Genomic DNA, 20,872 nt, shown 5'->3' on the forward strand with positions numbered 1-20,872 from the left:
TGTTATTCGGTGTATAGTCAGCGCCCATCCTCGCTATATAAAAACCTATACAATGATATACATTGCATCACATTTGCGATGAGCATCGTTGTATAAATTTTTTAATATCGATGGAGTTAAATAACTAAAAATTATATTTTGGGAGTCTATCGTGAAGAAATTTATCATTTCGACAATAGCTTGTGCTATAGCACAAACATTAGCCGTATCAGCAAGTGTAGCCGCTGAAAATGCTGAGAAAATCGTCGTTACTGCACAACCAGTGAATAATAGTGAAGCCGGTGCTGGATTTGTAACTCGTGAAGTTGATATGGGACCATTAGGTGAAAAAAAATGGTTAGATACACCTTACACAACAAATACCTTCACTCAATCCATGATTGAAAATCAACAAGTTACCAGTGTTGCGGATATTTTAAAATATAATGCCTCCTCTCAAATGCAAGCACGTGGTGGTATGGATGTTGGTCGTCCTCAAAACCGCGGAATGCAGGGTAATGTTGTCGCTAACTCTCGTTTAGATGGTGTGAATATTATTTCTACCACTGCATTTCCTGTCGAAATGCTTGAACGCGTAGATATTATAAATGGCCTAACAGGTTCACTTTATGGACCAGCAAGTCCAAGTGGGCAATTTAATTTCACACAAAAACGCCCAACCTTAAAACGCTTAACTTCACTGAATGCTACTTATGTCAATGATAACCAATTTAAAGGCCATCTTGATTTAGGTGGTTTTATTGATGATAACAACACTTTTGGTTATCGCATTAATCTAATGCATGATGAAGGTAAAGGTTATGTCTCAGGTAGTAAAACACGTCGCCAGCTAATCAGTACCGCATTTGATTGGAATATCTCGTCTGATACTGTCTTAGAAGTGAATTTTAGTGATTATTGGTTTAAAAAAATGGGTTATCCGGGTGCATTTTCGTATGGACCAAAGGTCACCGCATTACCTGATGCGCCAGATCCAACTAAAGCGGGCTATGGTCAAGCTTTTGCGGGTGTTGATCTTCATACCAGAACAGTAAGTAGCCGACTAAAACATGATTTTAACGAAGATTGGCAAATCAGTGCAGCAATTGGCTATCAAACGGCTGATCGCGGATTCCGTTCTGTTTCTAATCAGCTAAGTAATGATGGTAAGCAATTTACACCAACGTTATCCGTTCCTTCTACTTATGGTCGTTTTACTGTTTTAAGTCATTCAGTCAATGTTAATGGTCATGTGATGACAGGTGCACTTTCTCATGATTTAGTGCTCGCTACTAGCGGTTATCGTTGGGATATTTACGGAGCAAATGGCAACGATCTGAAATTTACATTACCAACTCAAGATATTAATAATCCGCATCGTTATGATGATCCATCTAATGAAGGCTTCTATACTGGCAGCGCTCGCACCAAAAACAGTCGCTCACAAGTTCAATCCGTTACTTTCGGTGATACAGTTACCTTTAATCCGCAATGGTCAGTGATGGGATCGCTAAGCCAAAACTGGATCAAAGAAACTTCCTATCGTGCTGGTGGTGAAAATCACACTGAAAATGGTTTAAGCCCTGCTATTGCATTAATGTTTAAACCTATTCCTGAAGTGATGACTTATGTTTCTTATGCTGATTCATTAGAAGAAGGTGATTCAGCGCCCGATACTGCAGATAACAAAGGTGAAGTGCTAAAACCTTACCGCAGTGAGCAGTGGGAAATGGGTGTTAAATCACAAATTGGTGATCTCAATTTAAATGCCGCAATTTTCCAATTAGAACGTCCTTTTGCTTACGTAGGAAATGACAATATCTTTAAAGAACAAGGCAAACAACGTAACCGAGGATTGGAGCTGATTGCTAATGGACAAGTGACTGATGAACTTTTCGTATTCAGTAGCATGACATGGTTAGATCCAACATTAACTAATACAGGTAATGCGAAAACCCAGGATAAAGATGTTGTGGGTGTACCAAAATACCAAGCAAATTTATTAGCCGAATACCATTACCCTACCGTGCCAAATGTTATCTACAGTGCTAATGTTCACTACACCGGAAAACGTGCGGCAAACACCACCAATACGATGTGGGCAAAAGCCTATACCACACTTGATTTAGGTGCTCGTTATCAAACACAGTATTGGGATAAGAAAACCACTTTCCGCCTCAATTTAGATAATGTGACTAATGAACATTATTGGGCGTCTATCTTCTCTGGTAACCAAAATGGTGCAATTGGTGGTGCTAATGCTTTCTTAGGTACACCTCGCCAAATTTCCGCATCAGTCAGTATTGAACTCTAAGGGGATAGTTAAATGTATAAAGGGTTTTTTAAAACCCTGTGCATTGCATTACTGGGGGTTTCGGCCCTCAGTACCTCTCTCAATGTACAGGCACAAAGAGTTATTCAATATTATCAAGACCAATCAATTACTGTTCCAGATTCACCAGAACGAGTCGCCACGAGTTGGAATGCACAAAATGCAATCCTTGCTATGCTTGGTGCTGGAGATAAAATTGTTTCTACAACCGATTTAGTCAAAACTATTCCCTTTTTTACTGAGATTGTTCCAGCTATAAAAACGGCTTCAATTTCCAGTAAAGGTAATAATGACACACTGAATATCGAAACATTAATTGTTAGCCAGCCTCAAATCTTTTTTGCAACAGGAAAGCTATCTGATGCACAAATGACAACGCTAGAAAATGCAGGGATCAGTGTTGCATTATTAAAGTCAGGCTCAATGGATGCCTTGTTAGAAAGAACCGTGATCACGGGTGAAATTTTAGGCTCAAGTAGCCACCAATTAGCAAAAGATTATTTAGCTTACTTTCAGCGTAATACGGCGCTTGTAAACAGTGCTGTAAGCGAGATAAGCATCAAGAAACCAATAAAGGTTTATCATGCTTTTGGGTCGCCATTAAGAACGTCTGGCGCGCCTTCGCTAAATCATGATTGGATAACACTTGCTGGAGGAGTCAATGTTGCAGAACATTGGTTTGACAATGTACCTAGTCGAGCAGGTGAAGTTTCCTTAGAACAAGTTATTCATGCTAATCCTGATGTCATTGTCACTATGTATGCAAGAGATACGGAAATCATCAAGAATTCACCCGAATGGCAATCAATTACTGCAGTACGTGAAGGTCGTGTCTACACAAATCCCAAAGGTCTATTTTGGTGGTGCAGAGAAACGACAGAAGAAGCGCTACAATTTTTATGGCTTGCAACAATTTTATACCCAGAGCAAACACAGCACATTGATATCATCAAAGAGACAAAACAGTTTTACCAAACATTTTTTAATATCTCCCTGAGCGATCAACAGGTCGAATATATTTTGACACCACCACTCCAAGACTAGAATAACAGCCTTTTCATCATGAAGGTGAAGAGGCTGTAAGCTCCCCTCTTGTATAAAGACTATCTGTTGCCATTTCTACATTGCTATTAAATGCTTAAATTTGAAAATTTGATCTAATCCTAATTTCTGACCCAGTTCTCTTTTTCAAGTTTTATCGTATCAACGTTTATTCTTTTTAAATTCCTTGGTATAAAGCACACAAGTTATACATTAATAGCTTTAAAAATGTTACCAAAAAGTAAAATCATAGCAGGTAATATAAGAGCTGATTAGTAAGAGATTTATATTTATAGGTATCTATCCCCTGTTAATTTACACATAACAATAGGTATGAGAGTATATTTCTACAGATATGTAAATCTCGGATATTCTGCGATAATATTTTTCTTTTTCTTGAAGATAATTAAAAAATTTCATTCCCATAAAAACGTAAAATGCCCTAATAAGGGCATTAATATTATATAGAGGCTTTATTTCTATAATTAAGAAAATTCTTATTATTTACTAATCTTAAAGATATACATATATAAGAATTATCCTACTCAATTTAGTTATTCTAAAATGAGTTATCTTCTAATTTAAAGATATTTTTAGAAAATAGAAAGAGCCTTACTATCGAAATGAGCTGGAATATGTTGTTCATTATGCTCAACTTCTTGAGTCATTCCACTTGTTACTTCTTCAAAGAAGCTACCAATATTAACGCCTAGTACTTCAAGCACTCTAACTAAGCAATCAATATCAATACGGTTTACACCACGCTCATAACGGAATAATTGTTGTTCACTAATATCAATCTCTTTTGCTAACTGAAATACAGTATAACCCTGAGATTTTCTTAATGACTTAATTTTTTGTCCAACTGCATAAGCGACTGGATACTTGCTACTCATAATATGTTCTCGCTTTTCACTTTGATTGATATCTAATTTATAATGGTGTGTTATCGCGCAATAATATATAAAATTATATATTATCGAGGACACCTTTTTGTTTTAATAAAATATTATTTTTAGTAGATAAGAAATATTACAATTCATAACATGACTTATCATATGTAAATAATATACTACGCATTTAAACACTTTCAACTAGTCGAAAAAAGACAATCAAGGCTTGGTACTTTACTCATACTAGTAAACAATACCTAGGATAGCACTATATATTCTTTGTTTTCATATAGTTAAAATATTTTATTTATAAAATAGCGCTTTTTTTTTCTTAAACTTTACTCATTAATCAGAATAATTATCTATCATCCTCTTAATTTAAAGCGTGATGACCTGAATTGTGCAAAAATAAATCAAGTTGTATTAGTCTAATTTATTTAAAATAATAAATTAACCTCATAAAGAAGGTGATTTTCTTATTTTTCTGAAATAGCTTAAGTAATGTCAATGAAATCTGATGAATTAATAATTCCATGTAAATTATGATTTAAAATCAACAAATTACAATTATTACACTAAGATTAGGATATAGATCACCCTTTAAACATTTGTTAATTAATTTATATAAGCATAAACCCTTAGCGTTTCAGCTAAATATATTTAAGATGTGATAAATCTTTATTACATTGGTATAAATAGACAATACATTTAATTAATCATTTTTTTTGAATTTTTATTAATGAATAATTACCTTTTATTTTTAATAAGATTAAAAATCTCATTTTTACAATAAAAAAACATAATCATTGATATAAATATTTTTTTCTTTATCAGTAAGTTATTCGATACTTGAGCTCACCACAATAAAAATTGAACATTTTATCACCACATTGTTCTATCCTTTCTTTTTCACTCAAATACGCGCATTTGGATAGCGTAAAAACAGAATCTTTATTACAACTTAAATTAAATTTAAAAATGAATAAGCTGTTAAATATCCATTTTGGTATGATCTAATTTTGTTAAAAAACATAAGAAATATTCTTTTTATGTCCTAAGTATTTATACTCATTCTATATAAGAGTTATTCTTAGGCCCAAATAAACATTAATATTTTTATATAATTTATATTCCTGTCAAATGCACAATTTTCTCCATTTTCAGTAAAAAATGAAATTAACCACTTAATGGCAAATCAATTAATGATGAAATAAGTTCTTTTTGCTTCATATCATTTACTACGTAGTTCATTATGGTGCAAATTTTGACAAATATCAATTTTTTATAAAAATAACATAATAATCATTTAGTTATGTAGATATTTTTAACTTAAAGTTTCTTTAAAAGAAGAATGAAAAAAATTAAATATTATTATATTTAATCATTTAATTTCATCACGTTAGTAATAAATGGATGATAATTAAGAAAGATTAACTATAAAATTGTATTTTTTTATCTTTATTCCTTCAATTTCCTCATTAGAAATAATCAAATGTACGTTTATTTATAGTTATGAAAATGTTTTAACCCACTCATTTTATGGAGTTTTTGGCTCACTAAATACGTTAGAGTCATTCAATATACTGTTTTTAAAGTTATTTAATTTTATAAATAAACCGAAAAAACCTATAAACCATCAAAAAAAGAGTAGATCTTTCTTTTAATATTAATATCGTTTTTTGAATATTTCAGGCTAATACGTAGAAGGTATTCAAAGAGTTACTCATCTTTGTTTTAAATATAGAATGCCCTTATTTTCTCTTTGGAAACACCTCTATTTTCCGGATAAACATAACAAAATGTAAAAAACGTTTTAAAAAACCGCCTTTTAACTTTTGCATCATGTAGAAGGCTTAATGTCTGAATAGGCTAAAACAACCATATAGAAACAGAGTGAATAAGAGGAAAGAATCAAAGAAAATGAAACGAGCTGTGGTGGTACATGAAAATGAATGAAGCCATTAGGATGACTTAGAAAGCGCATACACTTGAAGTTAGTGTAATAGCTAAAACGATGCAATAACTCATGAAAAGCTAAGTTAAAAATCAATTAGTTAGGTTGTAGAACAACACATAAAAATAAAACGTTAAATCACTGATCATGATTATTTAAAGGGGATATAGGAAGTAAATAAGAAAGCAATGAGAGAGGATAAAAAGAAGTGGTGGGCGGTATTGGGCTCGAACCAACGACCTCCTCCTTGTAAGGGAGATGCTCTACCAACTGAGCTAACCGCCCGCTTGATTATTAAATGGTGGGTCGTGGGCGATTCGAACGCCCGACCAATTGATTAAAAGTCAACTGCTCTACCGACTGAGCTAACGACCCATTTAATAATTTTGCGTAAATCTGTAAGTAGCTTTGTGAATGGTGGGTCGTGGGCGATTCGAACGCCCGACCAATTGATTAAAAGTCAACTGCTCTACCGACTGAGCTAACGACCCGTCACAATGTTCACTACTTTATGTTGTATTCTTAGGAATGGTGGGTCGTGGGCGATTCGAACGCCCGACCAATTGATTAAAAGTCAACTGCTCTACCGACTGAGCTAACGACCCATACCTAATTATGTGATATTGCGCGAAATAACCGAATGAAGTGGTGGGCGGTATTGGGCTCGAACCAACGACCTCCTCCTTGTAAGGGAGATGCTCTACCAACTGAGCTAACCGCCCACTTCATGATGACTAAATTCTCACTACCACGCTTTAATGTAATTGGTGGGCGGTATTGGGCTCGAACCAACGACCTCCTCCTTGTAAGGGAGATGCTCTACCAACTGAGCTAACCGCCCAATTACATCAAATCATACAACGTATCACAACGAAAATAATGGTGGGCGGTATTGGGCTCGAACCAACGACCTCCTCCTTGTAAGGGAGATGCTCTACCAACTGAGCTAACCGCCCGTCGTGATGGGGTGCATTATAGGGATACTGCGCTATGAGTCAACGATTTTTATCAGATTTTTATCGTGAAAATGACTGTTCGTTTTATTTTTAGTCAAGATGCTTTTTTTAGCACCATAAGTGACACAGCAATTAACCAAAATAATCTTATGAGTAGCCTTCGTCAAACAAAACATCATCAATTTGAAATTTTTATCTCTGTTAAAAGCTTAATGCCATTGAGGAATTAGCATCCAGTGATAAAATAAGGCAACCATTTCGTTTTTTTGATAATCACGATTACTTATCTATATAAGTAAGACGTACTAAGGCAATCCCAATGAGTAAAATAAAAACCCGTTTTGCACCAAGTCCTACTGGCTATCTACATGTTGGTGGTGCGCGCACCGCACTTTATTCCTGGTTATATAGCCGTCACAATAAGGGCGAGTTTGTACTGCGTATTGAAGACACCGACTTAGAACGTTCTACTCAGCCAGCCATCGATGCAATCATGGACGGTATGAATTGGTTAAATCTGAATTGGGATGAAGGTCCTTATTATCAGACTAAACGCTTCGATCGCTATAACCAAGTTATCGATCAGATGTTATCTGCGGGCACTGCGTACCGTTGCTACTGCTCTAAAGAACGTTTAGAACAATTACGCGAAGATCAAATGGCGAAAGGTGAAAAACCTCGTTACGATGGTTGCTGCCGTGGTGGTAATCATAATCACAGCGCTGATGAACCCCATGTTGTGCGTTTCTTAAACCCACAAGAAGGCTCTGTGATTTTTGATGATAAAATCCGTGGCCCGATTGAATTTAGCAACCAAGAATTGGATGACCTCATTATTCGTCGTACTGATGGCTCTCCTACTTATAACTTCTGTGTTGTTATTGATGACTGGGATATGGAAATTACTCACGTAATTCGTGGTGAAGATCATATCAATAACACTCCTCGCCAAATAAATATTCTCAAAGCATTGGGTGCACCTGTACCTGAATATGCTCACGTATCAATGATCTTAGGTGATGACGGCAAAAAACTGTCTAAACGTTATAATGCTGTAAGTGTGATGCAATACCGCGATGACGGCTATTTACCAGAAGCACTATTAAACTACTTAGTGCGTTTAGGCTGGTCTCATGGTGACCAAGAGATCTTTACTATTGATGAAATGATTGAGCACTTCACTTTAGAAGCTATCAGCAAATCAGCCAGTGCATTTAATACTGATAAATTACTTTGGTTAAATCATCATTACATCAATACGTTGCCAGCAGAAAAAGTCGCTGTTCATTTAGATTGGCATATCAAACAACAAAATATTGATACCAGCAATGGTCCATCATTAGTTGAGCTGATCAAATTATTAGGTGAACGCTGTAAAACATTAAAAGAAATGGCTGAAAGTTGTCATTACTTCTATGTTGATTTCGAAACCTTTGAAGAAACAGCTGCGAAAAAACATTTACGCCCAGTCGCTCGCCAACCATTAGAAGTGGTTCGTGATAAATTATCTGCTATTACTGATTGGACTGCTGAAAATGTTCACCAAGCTATTCAAGATACCGCTGATGAATTAGAAATCGGTATGGGTAAAGTTGGTATGCCATTACGTGTTGCTGTAACGGGTGCAGGCCAATCTCCTGGCTTAGATGTTACTGTTCATGCTATTGGTAAAACACGTAGTATTGCGCGTATTAATAAAGCATTAGACTTTATTACAGAAAGAGAAAATCAAGCTTAATTTACACATTAAACTTGCTGACTAAGAGAGATACATTCCTAAATTACGGAATGTATCTTTTTTTTGTATTCTTTTTCAGCAATCAACAAATAATGTGAGATTAACTGATTGACAGTATTGTGCTTGTTGCCTATTATCAAGCCCGTTCCAGTATGTTGGGGCTATAGCTCAGTTGGGAGAGCGCTTGCATGGCATGCAAGAGGTCAGCGGTTCGATCCCGCTTAGCTCCACCAATATACTCTAGAACAATCCAATATGTGGGGTTATAGCTCAGTTGGGAGAGCGCTTGCATGGCATGCAAGAGGTCAACGGTTCGATCCCGTTTAGCTCCACCAGAATTTCAAGATCCTGAAGAGAAATCTTCGGGATTTTTTGTTTTCTACTCCTCCTTATTCATTTCTATTGTGCAGTGTAACCCCCATCAACGGCATAAAATGCACCTGTTGTGAAACTACTTTCATCTGAAAGTAAAAAAGCAACGGTTTTAGCGACTTCTTCTCTGGTTGCCATACGTTTCATTGGGTGTGTATCTGCCATCCATTCACGTACTTCGTTGGGTAGCATTTGCATTCTTGGTGTATCGACATAACCAGGACCTATTGCATTGATCCTTATTCCTTTATCTGCAAATTCAAGTGCAGCTGAACGAGTGATCCCTAATACGGCATGTTTAGCTGCCGTATATGCTGAAATACCTGCAATACCGACAATGCCATTAGATGAAGAAAGATTAACAATACTCCCTCCCCCACTTTTTAATATTGCGGGTATACCATATTTCAAGCCATAAAATACGCCATTAATATCGGTATCTATTACTGCTTTCCAATCTTCAATCTCATAATCCACAATAGATGTATTATGAGGCCCCGTGATCCCTGCATTATTAACTAAGCCATGTAATGCTCCAGCTTGCGACATAACAGCCTCAATCATTTTTTCGACCTGAGAAGGTGAGGTTATATCAGCCTGCAAAGCAATGACTTTTTTACCCGTTGTATCAATAGAACACGCTGTTTTTATTACTTGATCTAAATGCCTACCAGTAATGAAAACCGTCGCACCACGTTGAAATAGCAATTGTGCAATACCTTCACCTACACCTGTACTTGCACCAGTGACTAAAATCACTTTATCTTTAAAATAATCTTTCATTTCTATTTCACCTATTATCAATGACATCTCGTTTTATCGTACAACCGGAAGGTAGTTAACTAAAGTTAACTATATACCATGATATTTGATTAACTTTAGTTAATCAATATAAAGTTTCTTCACGCGGGATGACCTGATAAAATTAACTTTAGTTAATATTATTCATGAGATAACGTATTTATGGAAAAGTGTGAATTAGAAAATGCATTATCATTATTACAATGCACATTAGTCGCGCAACGCACTCGTTATACCCCAGAACAAGTCACTTGGGGTCAATATGATATTTTAGAATTATTGCGCTTACGAGGTGATTTAACCCCATCCCAATTAAGTCATTCGTTAGCGATTTCAAGACAAAATTTATCGAAGTTTATGCGAGGGTTAAAAACCTTAGGATTTATTGCACAGTATCGTTCAGAAAAAGATAAACGTGAGTTTATTACCCATTTAACTGATGATGGCCACGCTTTTTTAGCAAGAGCAGCATTAGGTCGTAAACAAAATGCTGAAAAAATAAGTGAATGTTTGACATTGGGAGAACAAACATTATTTATTGAATTAAGTCAGAAAATTATTAACGCATTAGCACCTGAAAAATCAGGTCTAGATAATAATTAACATCACCGCTTTAAGGGCTTTAATAGTCCTTCTAAGCCTTCAATTTTAATTGCAAGAGTCATCTCCATGAGTTGCCCTAGTTTTCCTTCAGGGAACGCTCCTTTCTTAGCAAACCATAATAAATACTCTTCAGGTAAATCAACCAACATGCGCCCTTTGTACTTACCAAATGGCATTTGTGTGTTTGCTATATCAATAAGATGCTGTTTTTCTAGCATATTCTATACCGCTGTTATCGAAGGAAAGGATCAATTATAGGGTAATTTAAAGATAAAAAAAGCAGTACCCGAAGGTACTGCTTGATTTTTTATTACCTGATGAACAAGTAATGTGGTTTACATTGTTATTTTATTCACATGCTATCTGTTTTATCTTGAGCGATTAAACAAACAAGCCTGCGATAGCCGCTGATAAGAAGCTCACTAATGTAGAACCGAACAGTAATTTCAGACCGAAACGAGAAACAACGTTACCTTGCATTTCATTTAGACCTTTAATCGCACCTGCTACAATCCCGATTGAAGAGAAGTTAGCAAATGAAACTAAGAATACTGATAAAATACCCACTGAGCGTGGTGAAATATCGGCTGCGATATCTTGTAAGCTACCCATTGCAACGAATTCGTTAGACACTAATTTCGTTGCCATCACACTACCAACACGTAATGCATCTTGTTCTGGTACACCAATTACCCATGCTAATGGATAGAAAACGTAACCTAAGCAATCTTGGAAGCTAATACCAAAAATCATGCTGAAAATTGCATTCACTGCAGCAATTAAAGCAATGAAACCAATCAGCATTGCAGCTACGATTAATGCAACTTTGAAACCAGCTAGAATGTATTCCCCTAACATTTCAAAGAAGCTTTGACCTTCATGAAGATTACCCATTTGAATATCTTCTTCATTCTCAACAGAATATGGGTTAATCACAGAAAGGACGATAAAGGTACTGAACATATTCAGTACTAGAGCAGCAACAACGTATTTTGGATCTAACATTGTCATGTATGCACCAACAATTGACATTGATACTGTCGACATTGCTGTTGCAGCCATGGTGTACATACGACGCTGAGACATTTTGCCTAAAACATCTTTATAGGCAATAAAGTTCTCTGATTGACCAAGAACTAATGAGCTAACTGCGTTGAATGATTCCAGTTTCCCCATACCATTCACTTTAGAAAGCACAGTACCGATAATGCGGATCACGAAAGGTAATACTTTGATATGTTGAAGAATACCAATTAATGCAGAAATAAAGATAATTGGACATAATACATTCAGGAAGAAGAATGCTAAACCACCTTTCATCATGCCACCGAATACAAATTCAGTACCTTGGGCAGCGTAACCTAATAAGTGATCAAATAATCCAGCAAAACCACGAACAAAACCTTCACCAACATCAGAGTTGAGGAAGAACCATGCTAATGCGATTTCAATAACTAATAACTGCACGATATAACGCAGACGGATCCCTTTGCGATTATTACTCGCAATGAATGCTAATGCGCCAATAACGGCGAGTGCTAAAACGAAGTGAATGATAGAAGACATGCATGCTCCAAAAATAAAAATAAATCTTGAGGAGCATTTTATGTAACGCGTAACATTAGGATGTGACTATTGTCACAATATCATGAAACCGCATACACACTATTTATTAAATAAGATAGGTTGATCACACTTTATAAGTTACTAAAGAAACATTAAATGTAAATTTCACTTAAGTAAAAAATGCTACTGAGAGCGTTTCTCAGTAGCATTTACTAAATAATAGAGTGATTATTTAGATTGATCAAGTAATCTTATCATTTCATCTTCATCAATAACGTCTATCCCTAACTCGTTAGCTTTCACTAACTTAGAACCTGCCGCTTCACCTGCAATCACCATATCGGTTTTTTTAGAGACACTTCCACTCACTTTTGCCCCTAAAGCCACTAATCTATCTTTTGCTTCATCGCGTGTTAATTGTGATAGTGAGCCAGTTAACACTACGGTTTTACCAGCAAAAGGATTATCTCCTGCTTCATGAGTGACTATTACTGGTGCTTGCCATGTAATGCCTGCGTCATTAATTAGCTGATCAATAACCGTTTTATTGTGTTCTTCTTGGAAGAAATTCACAACGTGCTTAGCCACAATATCTCCCACATCTGGGACTGATTTTAGTGCTTCAACATCTGCATTTCGTAATGCCTCAAGCGTAGAAAAATGAGCAGTTAATCCACTTGCCGTTGCTTCACCAACTTCTCTAATTCCAAGAGCATAAATAAAACGCGAAAATGTTGTTGATTTTGATTTATCTAATGCAGCAATTAATTTTTTTGCTGATTTTTCACCCATTCGCTCTAAACCAGACAAGATTTTCTCATCTAAACGAAAAAGATCTGCTGGTGTTTTGACATACTCTTTTTCAACCAATTGGTCGATAATTTTATCGCCCATACCATCAACATCCATCGCACGACGAGAAACAAAATGCTTAAGCGCTTCTTTACGTTGTGCACCACAAATTAATCCCCCAGTACAACGCGCTACCGCTTCGCCTTCAATACGCTCTATATCAGATTGGCAAATTGGGCATTGCGTTGGAAAAATAATCTCTTGTGCATCAGCAGGACGTTTCTCTTCAATCACACTAACAACCTGAGGAATAACATCACCCGCACGACGAATAACCACAGTATCGCCAATACGCAATCCCAAGCGTTCGATTTCATCAGCATTGTGTAATGTAGCATTACTCACGACAACACCAGCAACTTGCACAGGCTCTAAACGGGCAACTGGGGTAATTGCACCAGTACGCCCTACTTGGAATTCAACATCTTTGATAATCGTCATTTGCTCTTGAGCTTGGAACTTATAAGCAATAGCCCAACGTGGTGCCCTTGAGACAAAACCCAGCTCTTCTTGTAGCGCAATATCATCCACCTTAATAACGACACCATCGATATCAAAGCCTAAGTTAGGGCGAATTTCTTCTACATGATGATAAAACTCAAGAACGGCTTTACTACCAGTACACAGTTTTACTGCATCACTGACAGGTAATCCCCATTCTTTAAATAGTTGTAAACGGGCATAGTGGCTTGTAGGTAACTCACCACCTTCGAGTACACCAACGCCATAACAGAAAAAGGTTAATGGGCGTTTCGCTGTGATACGCGGATCTAGTTGTCGTAAAGATCCCGCAGCTGCGTTACGAGGGTTAGCAAATACTTTTCCCCCTGTGCGACGAGCTTCTTCGTTTAAATATTCAAAGCCTTTTTCATTCATAAAGACTTCACCACGGATCTCAATACGTGCAGGAATATTTTCACCATATAAACGCAATGGAATAGCTTTAATGGTTCTTACGTTTTCAGTGATGTTCTCTCCTGTTGTACCATCCCCTCGCGTTGCAGCTTGTACTAAAACTCCATTTTCATAAAGTAAGCTAACTGCAAGTCCATCAAGTTTTAATTCACAGCAAAAAGTGATTTCTTCACTATTTTTTAAACGATCTCGCAAACGCTTATCAAATGCCTGATAACTGGTTTCATCAAAAGCATTATCTAAAGACAACATTGGAATTTCATGTCTCACTTGCTCAAATGCAGTGAGTGGTAATGCACCAACACGTTGTGTAGGTGAATCCGAGGTAATTAATTCAGGGTGTTGGGCTTCTAATGCTTTTAGCTCATTCATTAAGCGGTCGTATTCAGCATCAGGTATTTCAGGCGCGTCCATGACATGATAAAGATATTCATGGTGACGTAAGGTAACGCGAAGTTTATCAATTTTTTGTTGAGTATTTTTATTCATGATTTATCACCAAAGAAGAAAAACCCCCGCAAGCGGGGGCTTTTTTACAGATAGAAACTATTGATTTAAATCCAGCGTCCTGCGAATTCTAGATTTATAAAGCTCGATTTTTTGTGGTGTTAAGAGTTTGCGCTCATCATCAAGTACAACTCCTCCCACATCAGATGCAATACGTTGAGCTGCAAGCAACATCAATTTAAAGTTTTGGTTAGCATCACCATAAGATGGCACCATCATAAACATAGAGACACCTGGTGTGGTTAATTCAGCCATGGTATCTATATCAAAGGTTCCCGGCTTCACCATGTTGGCTAAGCTAAACAAAACAGGACCATTAGCCGTTGGATTTAGATGACGATGGAAAATATTCATTTCTCCAAACTGGAATCCAGCTTGAATAATACTTTGCATCAATATTTCACCATCCAACATTTGACCATGGTGCGCACTTACGTTTAAGACAATAACCAGCTCTTTCTCTGCTTCTTCTACAGGTTCTACAACTGGCGCAGAACCCGTTTTTGGCTCTTCAGCCGGAGCATGATGCGAAGATTCAGTTTCAGCAGGAGTCACATGAGCCGTTGTCTCTAAAATCGAAGGCTCTGAGCTCACCGATGAGCTTGTATTAACGTGTGATTTTATTTCACCCGCTACATTGACCACTGGAGCTTGTCTTGGCTCATCCCTAACAACAGGTGCAGATTCTTTTTCAATAACATCAAATACTCCAAGGCTTGGCTCTTGTTGTAGTGATGTTTCATTAGAATGCCCTTTTGCTTGGTTCTCAGACATTAATGGATCTCTATCTGCCACCGAAAATTCAGGTTCATGTAGAGACTCCGATTTTATCGGTGGCTCACTCTCCCGCTTTTCAGTAGAGGATAAAGTTGATGTCTGATGACTAGTCTCAGCATATTGTGGTTCGTCATCGTTCTCATCTGACTGATAATTCTGTTTCTGACGTTTTACTGGGCGATTACGGAAAAGCTTAGAACGCTCTTTTCGACCAATCCATAAGCCGTGTAATAACAAAGCTATGATTAAAATCGCACCAACAACGATTAATATCAGACGCAAATTTTGCTGCATCATTTCTATCTCTGTTGTCTTGAGGTTTAATAGCCACGTTGGCGAATATTACTTTTTACTAAGAGTATTTGCCAATGCTCATAAGTGCAAGCCAATACTTAATTTTCTTGTCACAAAGATACACACTTCAATCTCTTATGCGCATTTTTTAGACAATTCATGACTAGTAAGGCTGATTATCTCCCTATATGATACTAGCTTGCCCTCATTGGAGAGAATAGGAAGTATGACAAATTTGACAGAAACGAATAAAAATTTAAATGGATTTCATTATTTTGCTCTTGGTTGGCGTTTAATTACACGCAAAGGGCTAAAACGTTTTGTTATCTTGCCGTTACTTGCCAATATTATTATTCTCGGAAGTGCCTTTTGGTGGTTATATGGTCAAATTGGCGATATGGTCAATTGGATGATGGAAAAAGTCCCTGATTGGTTACAATGGCTAAGCTATTTAATTTGGCCATTATCCGTTATTTTTATTTTATTGGTGTTCACTTATTTCTTTAGCACCTTAGCTAATATTATTGCCTCTCCTTTTAATGGTCTGTTGGCTGAAAAATTAGAAGGTCAAATAACCGGTATTGCACCACCAGATACGGGAGTTACGGGTATATTAAAAGATATTCCACGTATTCTAAAACGTGAATTAACCAAAATAGCTTATTATTTACCTCGTGCTATTGTCTTGTTATTACTTTATTTTATCCCTGTTGTCGGACAAACTGTTGCTCCTATTTTATGGTTTGCTTTTGGTGCTTGGATGATGGCAATTCAATATAATGACTTCCCATTTGATAACCATAAAATTTCATTTGCAACGATGAAATCCTCACTCAAACAGGACAAATGGAATAATCTTCAATTTGGTATGATTATTAATATTTTTACCATGATCCCTATTCTAAATTTAGTCATCATGCCTGTGGCTATTTGTGGTGCAACAGCAATGTGGTGCGATCGTTATCGCAAACAACATACACAACAAGGGCAGTGGTAAACATTATCTCATCTCTTATCGATCATGTTGAAAAACCCCGTTTTATTAAAACGGGGTTTTATTTTATAGGTTATATTTAAAATACTAATTGTGTTTATTTAGCAATTGAACATATTACTCAATGAGTGAACGAATATAATCTTTCGTTTCTTCTCTATCCATCGGCTCACGTTCATTGATGCCCATTTCAAAGATATTTAAAGCACCATCTAATTTTTCAATCAGCTCTTCATCGTCTCGAATACAGAAAATATACGCATTTTCAAACGGTGTGAGATCCACTAACCGTAACCCTTTTTCTGTCAAAAAGTGGTTAATATATTCCAGATAAGGTAATTCATAAGGCAACATATAAGGATCAACACTCACCTCATCCCAATCAATATTTTCAACTTGAGATAAAATCAATGCGCTAGGTGATTCAGACAAAGAAATTTGTTCTAAGGATTTCAAATCAGGAATATCACCAAAATATTCTGTCCATTCCACATAATCCATTAATCCTTGAGCAGAGAGTGATTCGTATAGCCAATTAAGTACATCTTCTTGAGCATCAGACTCAGGTAAATTTTCACGCAAAGCTTGCGCGTCTAATTCAGGTACAGCGAGTTCAAGTGCGCTAATCAACTCTTCAATGGTTTCCATTATGACCCCTGTATTTGCAATAAACGTAGTTAAAAATAGATTATCAGCCATCAATATACTGCACATCTCTTGATTTATTAATTTGTGAATCTTCTCACTCACTCTTGATTAGAACCTTTTGGAATAAAAAGAAGAAAAAGTTATAAGGTTATTCATAAAGCTTATTTCCATCTTTGTCTTGATGGCGTATGGTAATTTCATCTGACCTTATAAAAAATCATGTACCGAGGATAAAAATGAGCAAGATTTTCGAAGACAACTCGCAAACTATTGGACACACTCCCTTAATTCGCTTAAAGCATTTCGGAAATGGAAACATTCTAGCTAAAGTGGAATCTCGTAACCCAAGCTTTAGTGTGAAATGCCGTATCGGTGCCAACATGATTTGGGATGCTGAAAAGAAAGGTATCCTAAAAGAAGGTGTTGAACTTGTAGAGCCGACAAGTGGTAATACAGGGATTGCACTTGCCTATGTTGCAGCTGCACGCGGATACAAATTGACGCTAACCATGCCTGACACCATGAGCGTTGAACGCCGAAAACTACTCAAAGCATTAGGCGCCAACTTAGTGCTAACTGATGGCGCGAAAGGCATGAAAGGGGCTATTGATAAAGCCAATGAAATTCGTGATAGCGATCCTAGCCGTTATCTCCTACTACAACAATTTAGTAATCCAGCTAACCCTGAAATTCATGAAAAAACCACAGGCCCTGAAATTTGGAACGACACTGATGGTGAAGTCGGTGCTGTAATTGCAGGTGTCGGCACAGGTGGTACTATTACGGGTATTGGTCGTTACTTGAAAAAAACTCAAGGTAAAGCAGTAACAATGGTTGCGGTTGAACCAACTGGTTCCCCTGTTATTACACAAGCCTTAGCTGGTGAAGAGATTAAACCAGGTCCTCATAAAATCCAAGGTATTGGTGCTGGTTTTATCCCTGAAAACCTAGATTTATCGTTACTGGATCGCGTTATTCAGATCACCAACGAAGAAGCTTTTGATACTGCGCGAGAATTAATGACCAAAGAAGGTATTTTAGCGGGTATTTCTTCTGGAGCAGCGATTGCAGCAGCCGTAAAACTGTCAAAAGAACCCGAATTTGCAAACAAAGAAATTGTGGTAATTTTACCTTCTTCAGGTGAGCGTTATTTAAGCACCCCACTTTTTGCTGACATTTCTGATAGCTAAATCGCATCATCTCAATTGTAAAATATTTATTAAAAAAGCACCTTAAAGGTGCTTTTTTTGTGGTAGAGATCAAACTTTGTCATCCAGACAGGTGATTTATTCCTTCGAGTTTAGTATTTAATCAATTAATTATTTCGAAGGTCGAAATTAATCAGAAAATAACCGAGATGATAAAATCACCCTCTTTTATTTTCCTGAACACTATTTTTATCAGATGACGCTTTACGACTTAATATTATCTGATATAGCTACGCAAAGCAGGACAATTTCATCTACACTTACTAAGTCCTGACTTAATGTGAACAATTGAGTTATAAAAGGAAAAAAATCCTATGTACCAGCAAGAAGTTACTATTACAGCACCAAACGGCTTACATACTCGTCCTGCGGCACAATTTGTAAAAGAAGCCAAAACGTTCTCTTCTGATATCACCCTTATCTCTAGTGGTAAATCCGCTAGTGCTAAGAGCCTTTTCAAATTACAAACCTTAGGTTTGACCCAAGGTACTGTAGTGACTATCTCTGCTGAAGGCGAAGACGAAAAGCAAGCCGTTGAAGCACTGGTAAAATTAATGGCGGAATTAGAATAATTCGCGATTAAGCATTAGCACAGTATTTATTCCCCTGAAACCATTCAGGGGAGTTAACCTCTAATGATGATTTTAAAACAACAGTATTTTGCAATCCTATTCTTTTAAGATTATCACCAGCAAGTCGTAGGATAAATTATGATTTCAGGAATTTTAGCATCACCCGGTATCGCATTTGGTCAAACCCTTCTCCTCAAAGAAGAACCAATCATCATTAGCCAACGTAAGATCCAAAGTGATGAAATTGAGAATCAAATCGAGCGCTTTAAAGATGGCCGTAATAAATCTGCACAACAACTAGAAATCATTAAAGAGCGTGCTGAAAAGAATCTCGGTGCAGATAAAGCCGAAATCTTTGAAGGCCATATCATGTTGTTAGAAGATGAAGAGTTGGAACAAGAAATTGTTACTCTTATCAAAAGCGACAAAAAAACTGCCGAAGCTGCTGTTCAATCTGTTATTGAAGATCAAGCCACCGCATTAGAAGCATTAGATGACGAGTACTTAAAAGAGCGTGCTGCTGACGTTCGTGATATTGGTAAACGCTTGATGCGTAATATTTTAGAAATGCCAATTATCGATTTAAGTGCTATTTCAGAAAAAGTTATTCTAGTGGCAACTGACCTCACCCCTTCTGAAACAGCTCAATTAAGCCTAGATAACGTATTAGGCTTTATTACTGACTTAGGGGGCAGAACATCTCACACTTCTATTATGGCTCGTTCATTAGAAATCCCTGCTATTGTGGGCACATCTAATGCGACACAAACCATTAAAAAAGACGATTATCTGGTTCTTGATGCGATTAATAACAAAATCATTATTAATCCATCTGACGAAGAACTCGAAGCATTAAAAGCCATCAAAGAAGAGTATCTACACGAAAAAGAAGAATTAGCAAAACTCAAAGATTTACCTGCCATTACACTTGATGGGCACCAAGTCGAAGTTTGCGCTAATATTGGTACAGTTCGTGATGTTGCTGGTGCTGAACGTAACGGTGCTGAAGGTGTTGGTCTGTATCGTACTGAATTTTTATTTATGGATAGAGACTCTTTACCAACAGAAGATGAGCAATTCCAAGCCTATAAAGCGGTAGCAGAAGCGGTTGGAAGTCCTGCGGTCATTATTCGTACTATGGATATTGGCGGTGACAAAGACTTACCTTACATGAATCTACCCAAAGAAGAGAACCCATTCTTAGGTTGGCGTGCAATTCGTATTTGTCTTGACCGTAAAGAGATCCTTCATTCACAATTACGTGCTATCTTAAGAGCATCTGCTTTTGGTAAACTGCGTATTATGTTTCCAATGATTATCTCTGTTGAAGAGATCCGCGCATTGAAAGCAGAACTTGAAATATTGAAAAGCCAACTTCGTGAAGAAAATAAAGCTTTTGATGAGTCTATTGAAGTCGGTGTGATGGTAGAAACACCAGCAGCTGCAGTAATGGCTCGCCATATGGCAAAAGAAGTTGACTTTTTCAGTATTGGGACTAACGATCTAACACAATATACTCTGGCTGTAGACCGTGGAAATGAGCTGATATCTCATCTATATAATCCAATGTCACCTGCAGTACTCAACCTGATAAAACAGGTGATTGATGCATCACATGCTGAAGGTAAATGGACTGGAATGTGTGGTGAACTTGCTGGAGATGAACGAGCAACACTGCTCCTTCTAGGCATGGGATTAGATGAGTTTAGTATGAGTGCTATTTCAATTCCTCGCATCAAAAAAGTGATCCGCAATGCGAATTACGATGATGCAAGAGCACTAGCAGAGCAAGCACTTGCTCAGCCAACTGCAAAAGAATTGATGGACTTAGTAGAAACTTTTACTAAAGAAAAGACACTGTGCTAATCGC

The 20,872-nt window shown here is 36.9% G+C and carries 15 protein-coding genes and 9 tRNA genes; 10 read left to right on the top strand and 14 right to left on the bottom strand.

Annotated features, from left to right (window positions below; translation table 11 throughout):
* Positions 1-151 precede the first annotated feature (151 nt).
* Together DK866_RS00515 and DK866_RS00520 are read left to right on the top strand one after the other, a co-directional pair.
* Positions 152-2,293 carry a TonB-dependent receptor gene (locus tag DK866_RS00515; RefSeq protein WP_244179627.1) on the top strand — a complete coding sequence of 714 codons (2,142 nt, stop codon included), beginning with the start codon at positions 152-154 and terminating at the stop codon, positions 2,291-2,293.
* A gap of 12 nt (positions 2,294-2,305) precedes the next feature.
* The gene (locus tag DK866_RS00520; protein ID WP_109407293.1) at positions 2,306-3,355 is read left to right on the top strand and encodes an ABC transporter substrate-binding protein; all 1,050 of its coding nucleotides are present in this window, start codon (positions 2,306-2,308) and stop codon (positions 3,353-3,355) included.
* A gap of 590 nt (positions 3,356-3,945) precedes the next feature.
* Here the strand turns inward: DK866_RS00520 and DK866_RS00525 are convergent.
* The 8 genes from DK866_RS00525 to DK866_RS00560 all read right to left on the bottom strand — a co-directional run bounded on the left by DK866_RS00525 (position 3,946) and on the right by DK866_RS00560 (position 7,155).
* Positions 3,946-4,248: a helix-turn-helix domain-containing protein gene (locus tag DK866_RS00525; protein ID WP_109407294.1), complete on the bottom strand. Its 303-nt coding sequence runs from the start codon at positions 4,246-4,248 to the stop codon at positions 3,946-3,948.
* 2,160 nt (positions 4,249-6,408) lie between these two features.
* A tRNA-Val gene (locus DK866_RS00530) sits at positions 6,409-6,484 on the bottom strand.
* A gap of 14 nt (positions 6,485-6,498) precedes the next feature.
* Positions 6,499-6,574, bottom strand: a tRNA-Lys gene (locus DK866_RS00535).
* A 40-nt stretch (positions 6,575-6,614) separates the two neighbouring features.
* Positions 6,615-6,690, bottom strand: a tRNA-Lys gene (locus DK866_RS00540).
* 38 nt (positions 6,691-6,728) lie between these two features.
* Positions 6,729-6,804 (bottom strand) — tRNA-Lys (locus DK866_RS00545).
* A gap of 41 nt (positions 6,805-6,845) precedes the next feature.
* Positions 6,846-6,921 (bottom strand) — tRNA-Val (locus DK866_RS00550).
* Positions 6,922-6,964: 43 nt separating this feature from the next.
* Positions 6,965-7,040, bottom strand: a tRNA-Val gene (locus DK866_RS00555).
* A 39-nt stretch (positions 7,041-7,079) separates the two neighbouring features.
* Positions 7,080-7,155: transfer RNA gene (locus DK866_RS00560), tRNA-Val, on the bottom strand.
* 319 nt (positions 7,156-7,474) lie between these two features.
* Here DK866_RS00560 and gltX point away from each other — a divergent pair.
* The 3 genes from gltX (at position 7,475) to DK866_RS00575 (ending at position 9,228) form a co-directional block, all read left to right on the top strand.
* Entirely contained in the window at positions 7,475-8,893 is a 1,419-nt protein-coding gene (gene gltX, locus DK866_RS00565) for a glutamate--tRNA ligase (RefSeq protein ID WP_109407295.1), read from the top strand.
* Between the two features lie 157 nt (positions 8,894-9,050).
* Positions 9,051-9,126, top strand: a tRNA-Ala gene (locus DK866_RS00570).
* 26 nt (positions 9,127-9,152) lie between these two features.
* Positions 9,153-9,228, top strand: a tRNA-Ala gene (locus DK866_RS00575).
* 64 nt (positions 9,229-9,292) lie between these two features.
* On the opposite strand, the gene DK866_RS00580 is transcribed toward DK866_RS00575, so the two are convergent.
* Entirely contained in the window at positions 9,293-10,048 is a 756-nt protein-coding gene (locus DK866_RS00580) for an SDR family NAD(P)-dependent oxidoreductase (RefSeq protein WP_109407296.1), read from the bottom strand.
* 180 nt (positions 10,049-10,228) lie between these two features.
* Here DK866_RS00580 and DK866_RS00585 point away from each other — a divergent pair, with 180 nt between their 5' ends.
* Entirely contained in the window at positions 10,229-10,669 is a 441-nt protein-coding gene (locus DK866_RS00585; RefSeq protein WP_109407297.1) for a MarR family winged helix-turn-helix transcriptional regulator, read from the top strand.
* 2 nt (positions 10,670-10,671) lie between these two features.
* On the opposite strand, the gene DK866_RS00590 is transcribed toward DK866_RS00585, so the two are convergent.
* The 4 genes from DK866_RS00590 to zipA form a co-directional block, all read right to left on the bottom strand.
* Positions 10,672-10,887 carry a DUF3820 family protein gene (locus DK866_RS00590; protein WP_036935467.1) on the bottom strand — a complete coding sequence of 72 codons (216 nt, stop codon included), beginning with the start codon at positions 10,885-10,887 and terminating at the stop codon, positions 10,672-10,674.
* Positions 10,888-11,050: 163 nt separating this feature from the next.
* Entirely contained in the window at positions 11,051-12,235 is a 1,185-nt protein-coding gene (locus tag DK866_RS00595; RefSeq protein WP_036935465.1) for a NupC/NupG family nucleoside CNT transporter, read from the bottom strand.
* 228 nt (positions 12,236-12,463) lie between these two features.
* Entirely contained in the window at positions 12,464-14,491 is a 2,028-nt protein-coding gene (ligA, locus tag DK866_RS00600; RefSeq protein ID WP_109407298.1) for an NAD-dependent DNA ligase LigA, read from the bottom strand.
* 57 nt (positions 14,492-14,548) lie between these two features.
* The gene (gene zipA, locus DK866_RS00605) at positions 14,549-15,583 is read right to left on the bottom strand and encodes a cell division protein ZipA (RefSeq protein WP_109407299.1); all 1,035 of its coding nucleotides are present in this window, start codon (positions 15,581-15,583) and stop codon (positions 14,549-14,551) included.
* Between the two features lie 223 nt (positions 15,584-15,806).
* Here zipA and cysZ point away from each other — a divergent pair, with 223 nt between their 5' ends.
* Positions 15,807-16,577, top strand: coding sequence for a sulfate transporter CysZ (cysZ, locus tag DK866_RS00610; RefSeq protein WP_109407300.1), 771 nt, complete (start codon positions 15,807-15,809; stop codon positions 16,575-16,577).
* Positions 16,578-16,691: 114 nt separating this feature from the next.
* On the opposite strand, the gene DK866_RS00615 is transcribed toward cysZ, so the two are convergent.
* Positions 16,692-17,222, bottom strand: a complete 531-nt coding sequence (locus tag DK866_RS00615) for a hypothetical protein (RefSeq protein ID WP_109407301.1) — start codon at positions 17,220-17,222, stop codon at positions 16,692-16,694.
* A gap of 236 nt (positions 17,223-17,458) precedes the next feature.
* Between DK866_RS00615 and cysK the strand changes: the two genes are divergently transcribed.
* The 3 genes from cysK (at position 17,459) to ptsI (ending at position 20,868) form a co-directional block, all read left to right on the top strand.
* The gene (cysK, locus tag DK866_RS00620; RefSeq protein ID WP_109407302.1) at positions 17,459-18,412 is read left to right on the top strand and encodes a cysteine synthase A; all 954 of its coding nucleotides are present in this window, start codon (positions 17,459-17,461) and stop codon (positions 18,410-18,412) included.
* Between the two features lie 332 nt (positions 18,413-18,744).
* Positions 18,745-19,002 (top strand): phosphocarrier protein Hpr, encoded by a 258-nt coding sequence (ptsH, locus tag DK866_RS00625; RefSeq protein WP_006533407.1) that lies wholly within the window; start codon positions 18,745-18,747, stop codon positions 19,000-19,002.
* Between the two features lie 138 nt (positions 19,003-19,140).
* Complete coding sequence (ptsI, locus tag DK866_RS00630) at positions 19,141-20,868, top strand: phosphoenolpyruvate-protein phosphotransferase PtsI (protein ID WP_109407303.1); 1,728 nt, start codon at positions 19,141-19,143, stop codon at positions 20,866-20,868.
* Positions 20,869-20,872 lie beyond the last annotated feature (4 nt).

This window comes from Proteus genomosp. 4 str. ATCC 51469, from assembly GCF_003144375.1.
Lineage (GTDB): Bacteria > Pseudomonadota > Gammaproteobacteria > Enterobacterales > Enterobacteriaceae > Proteus.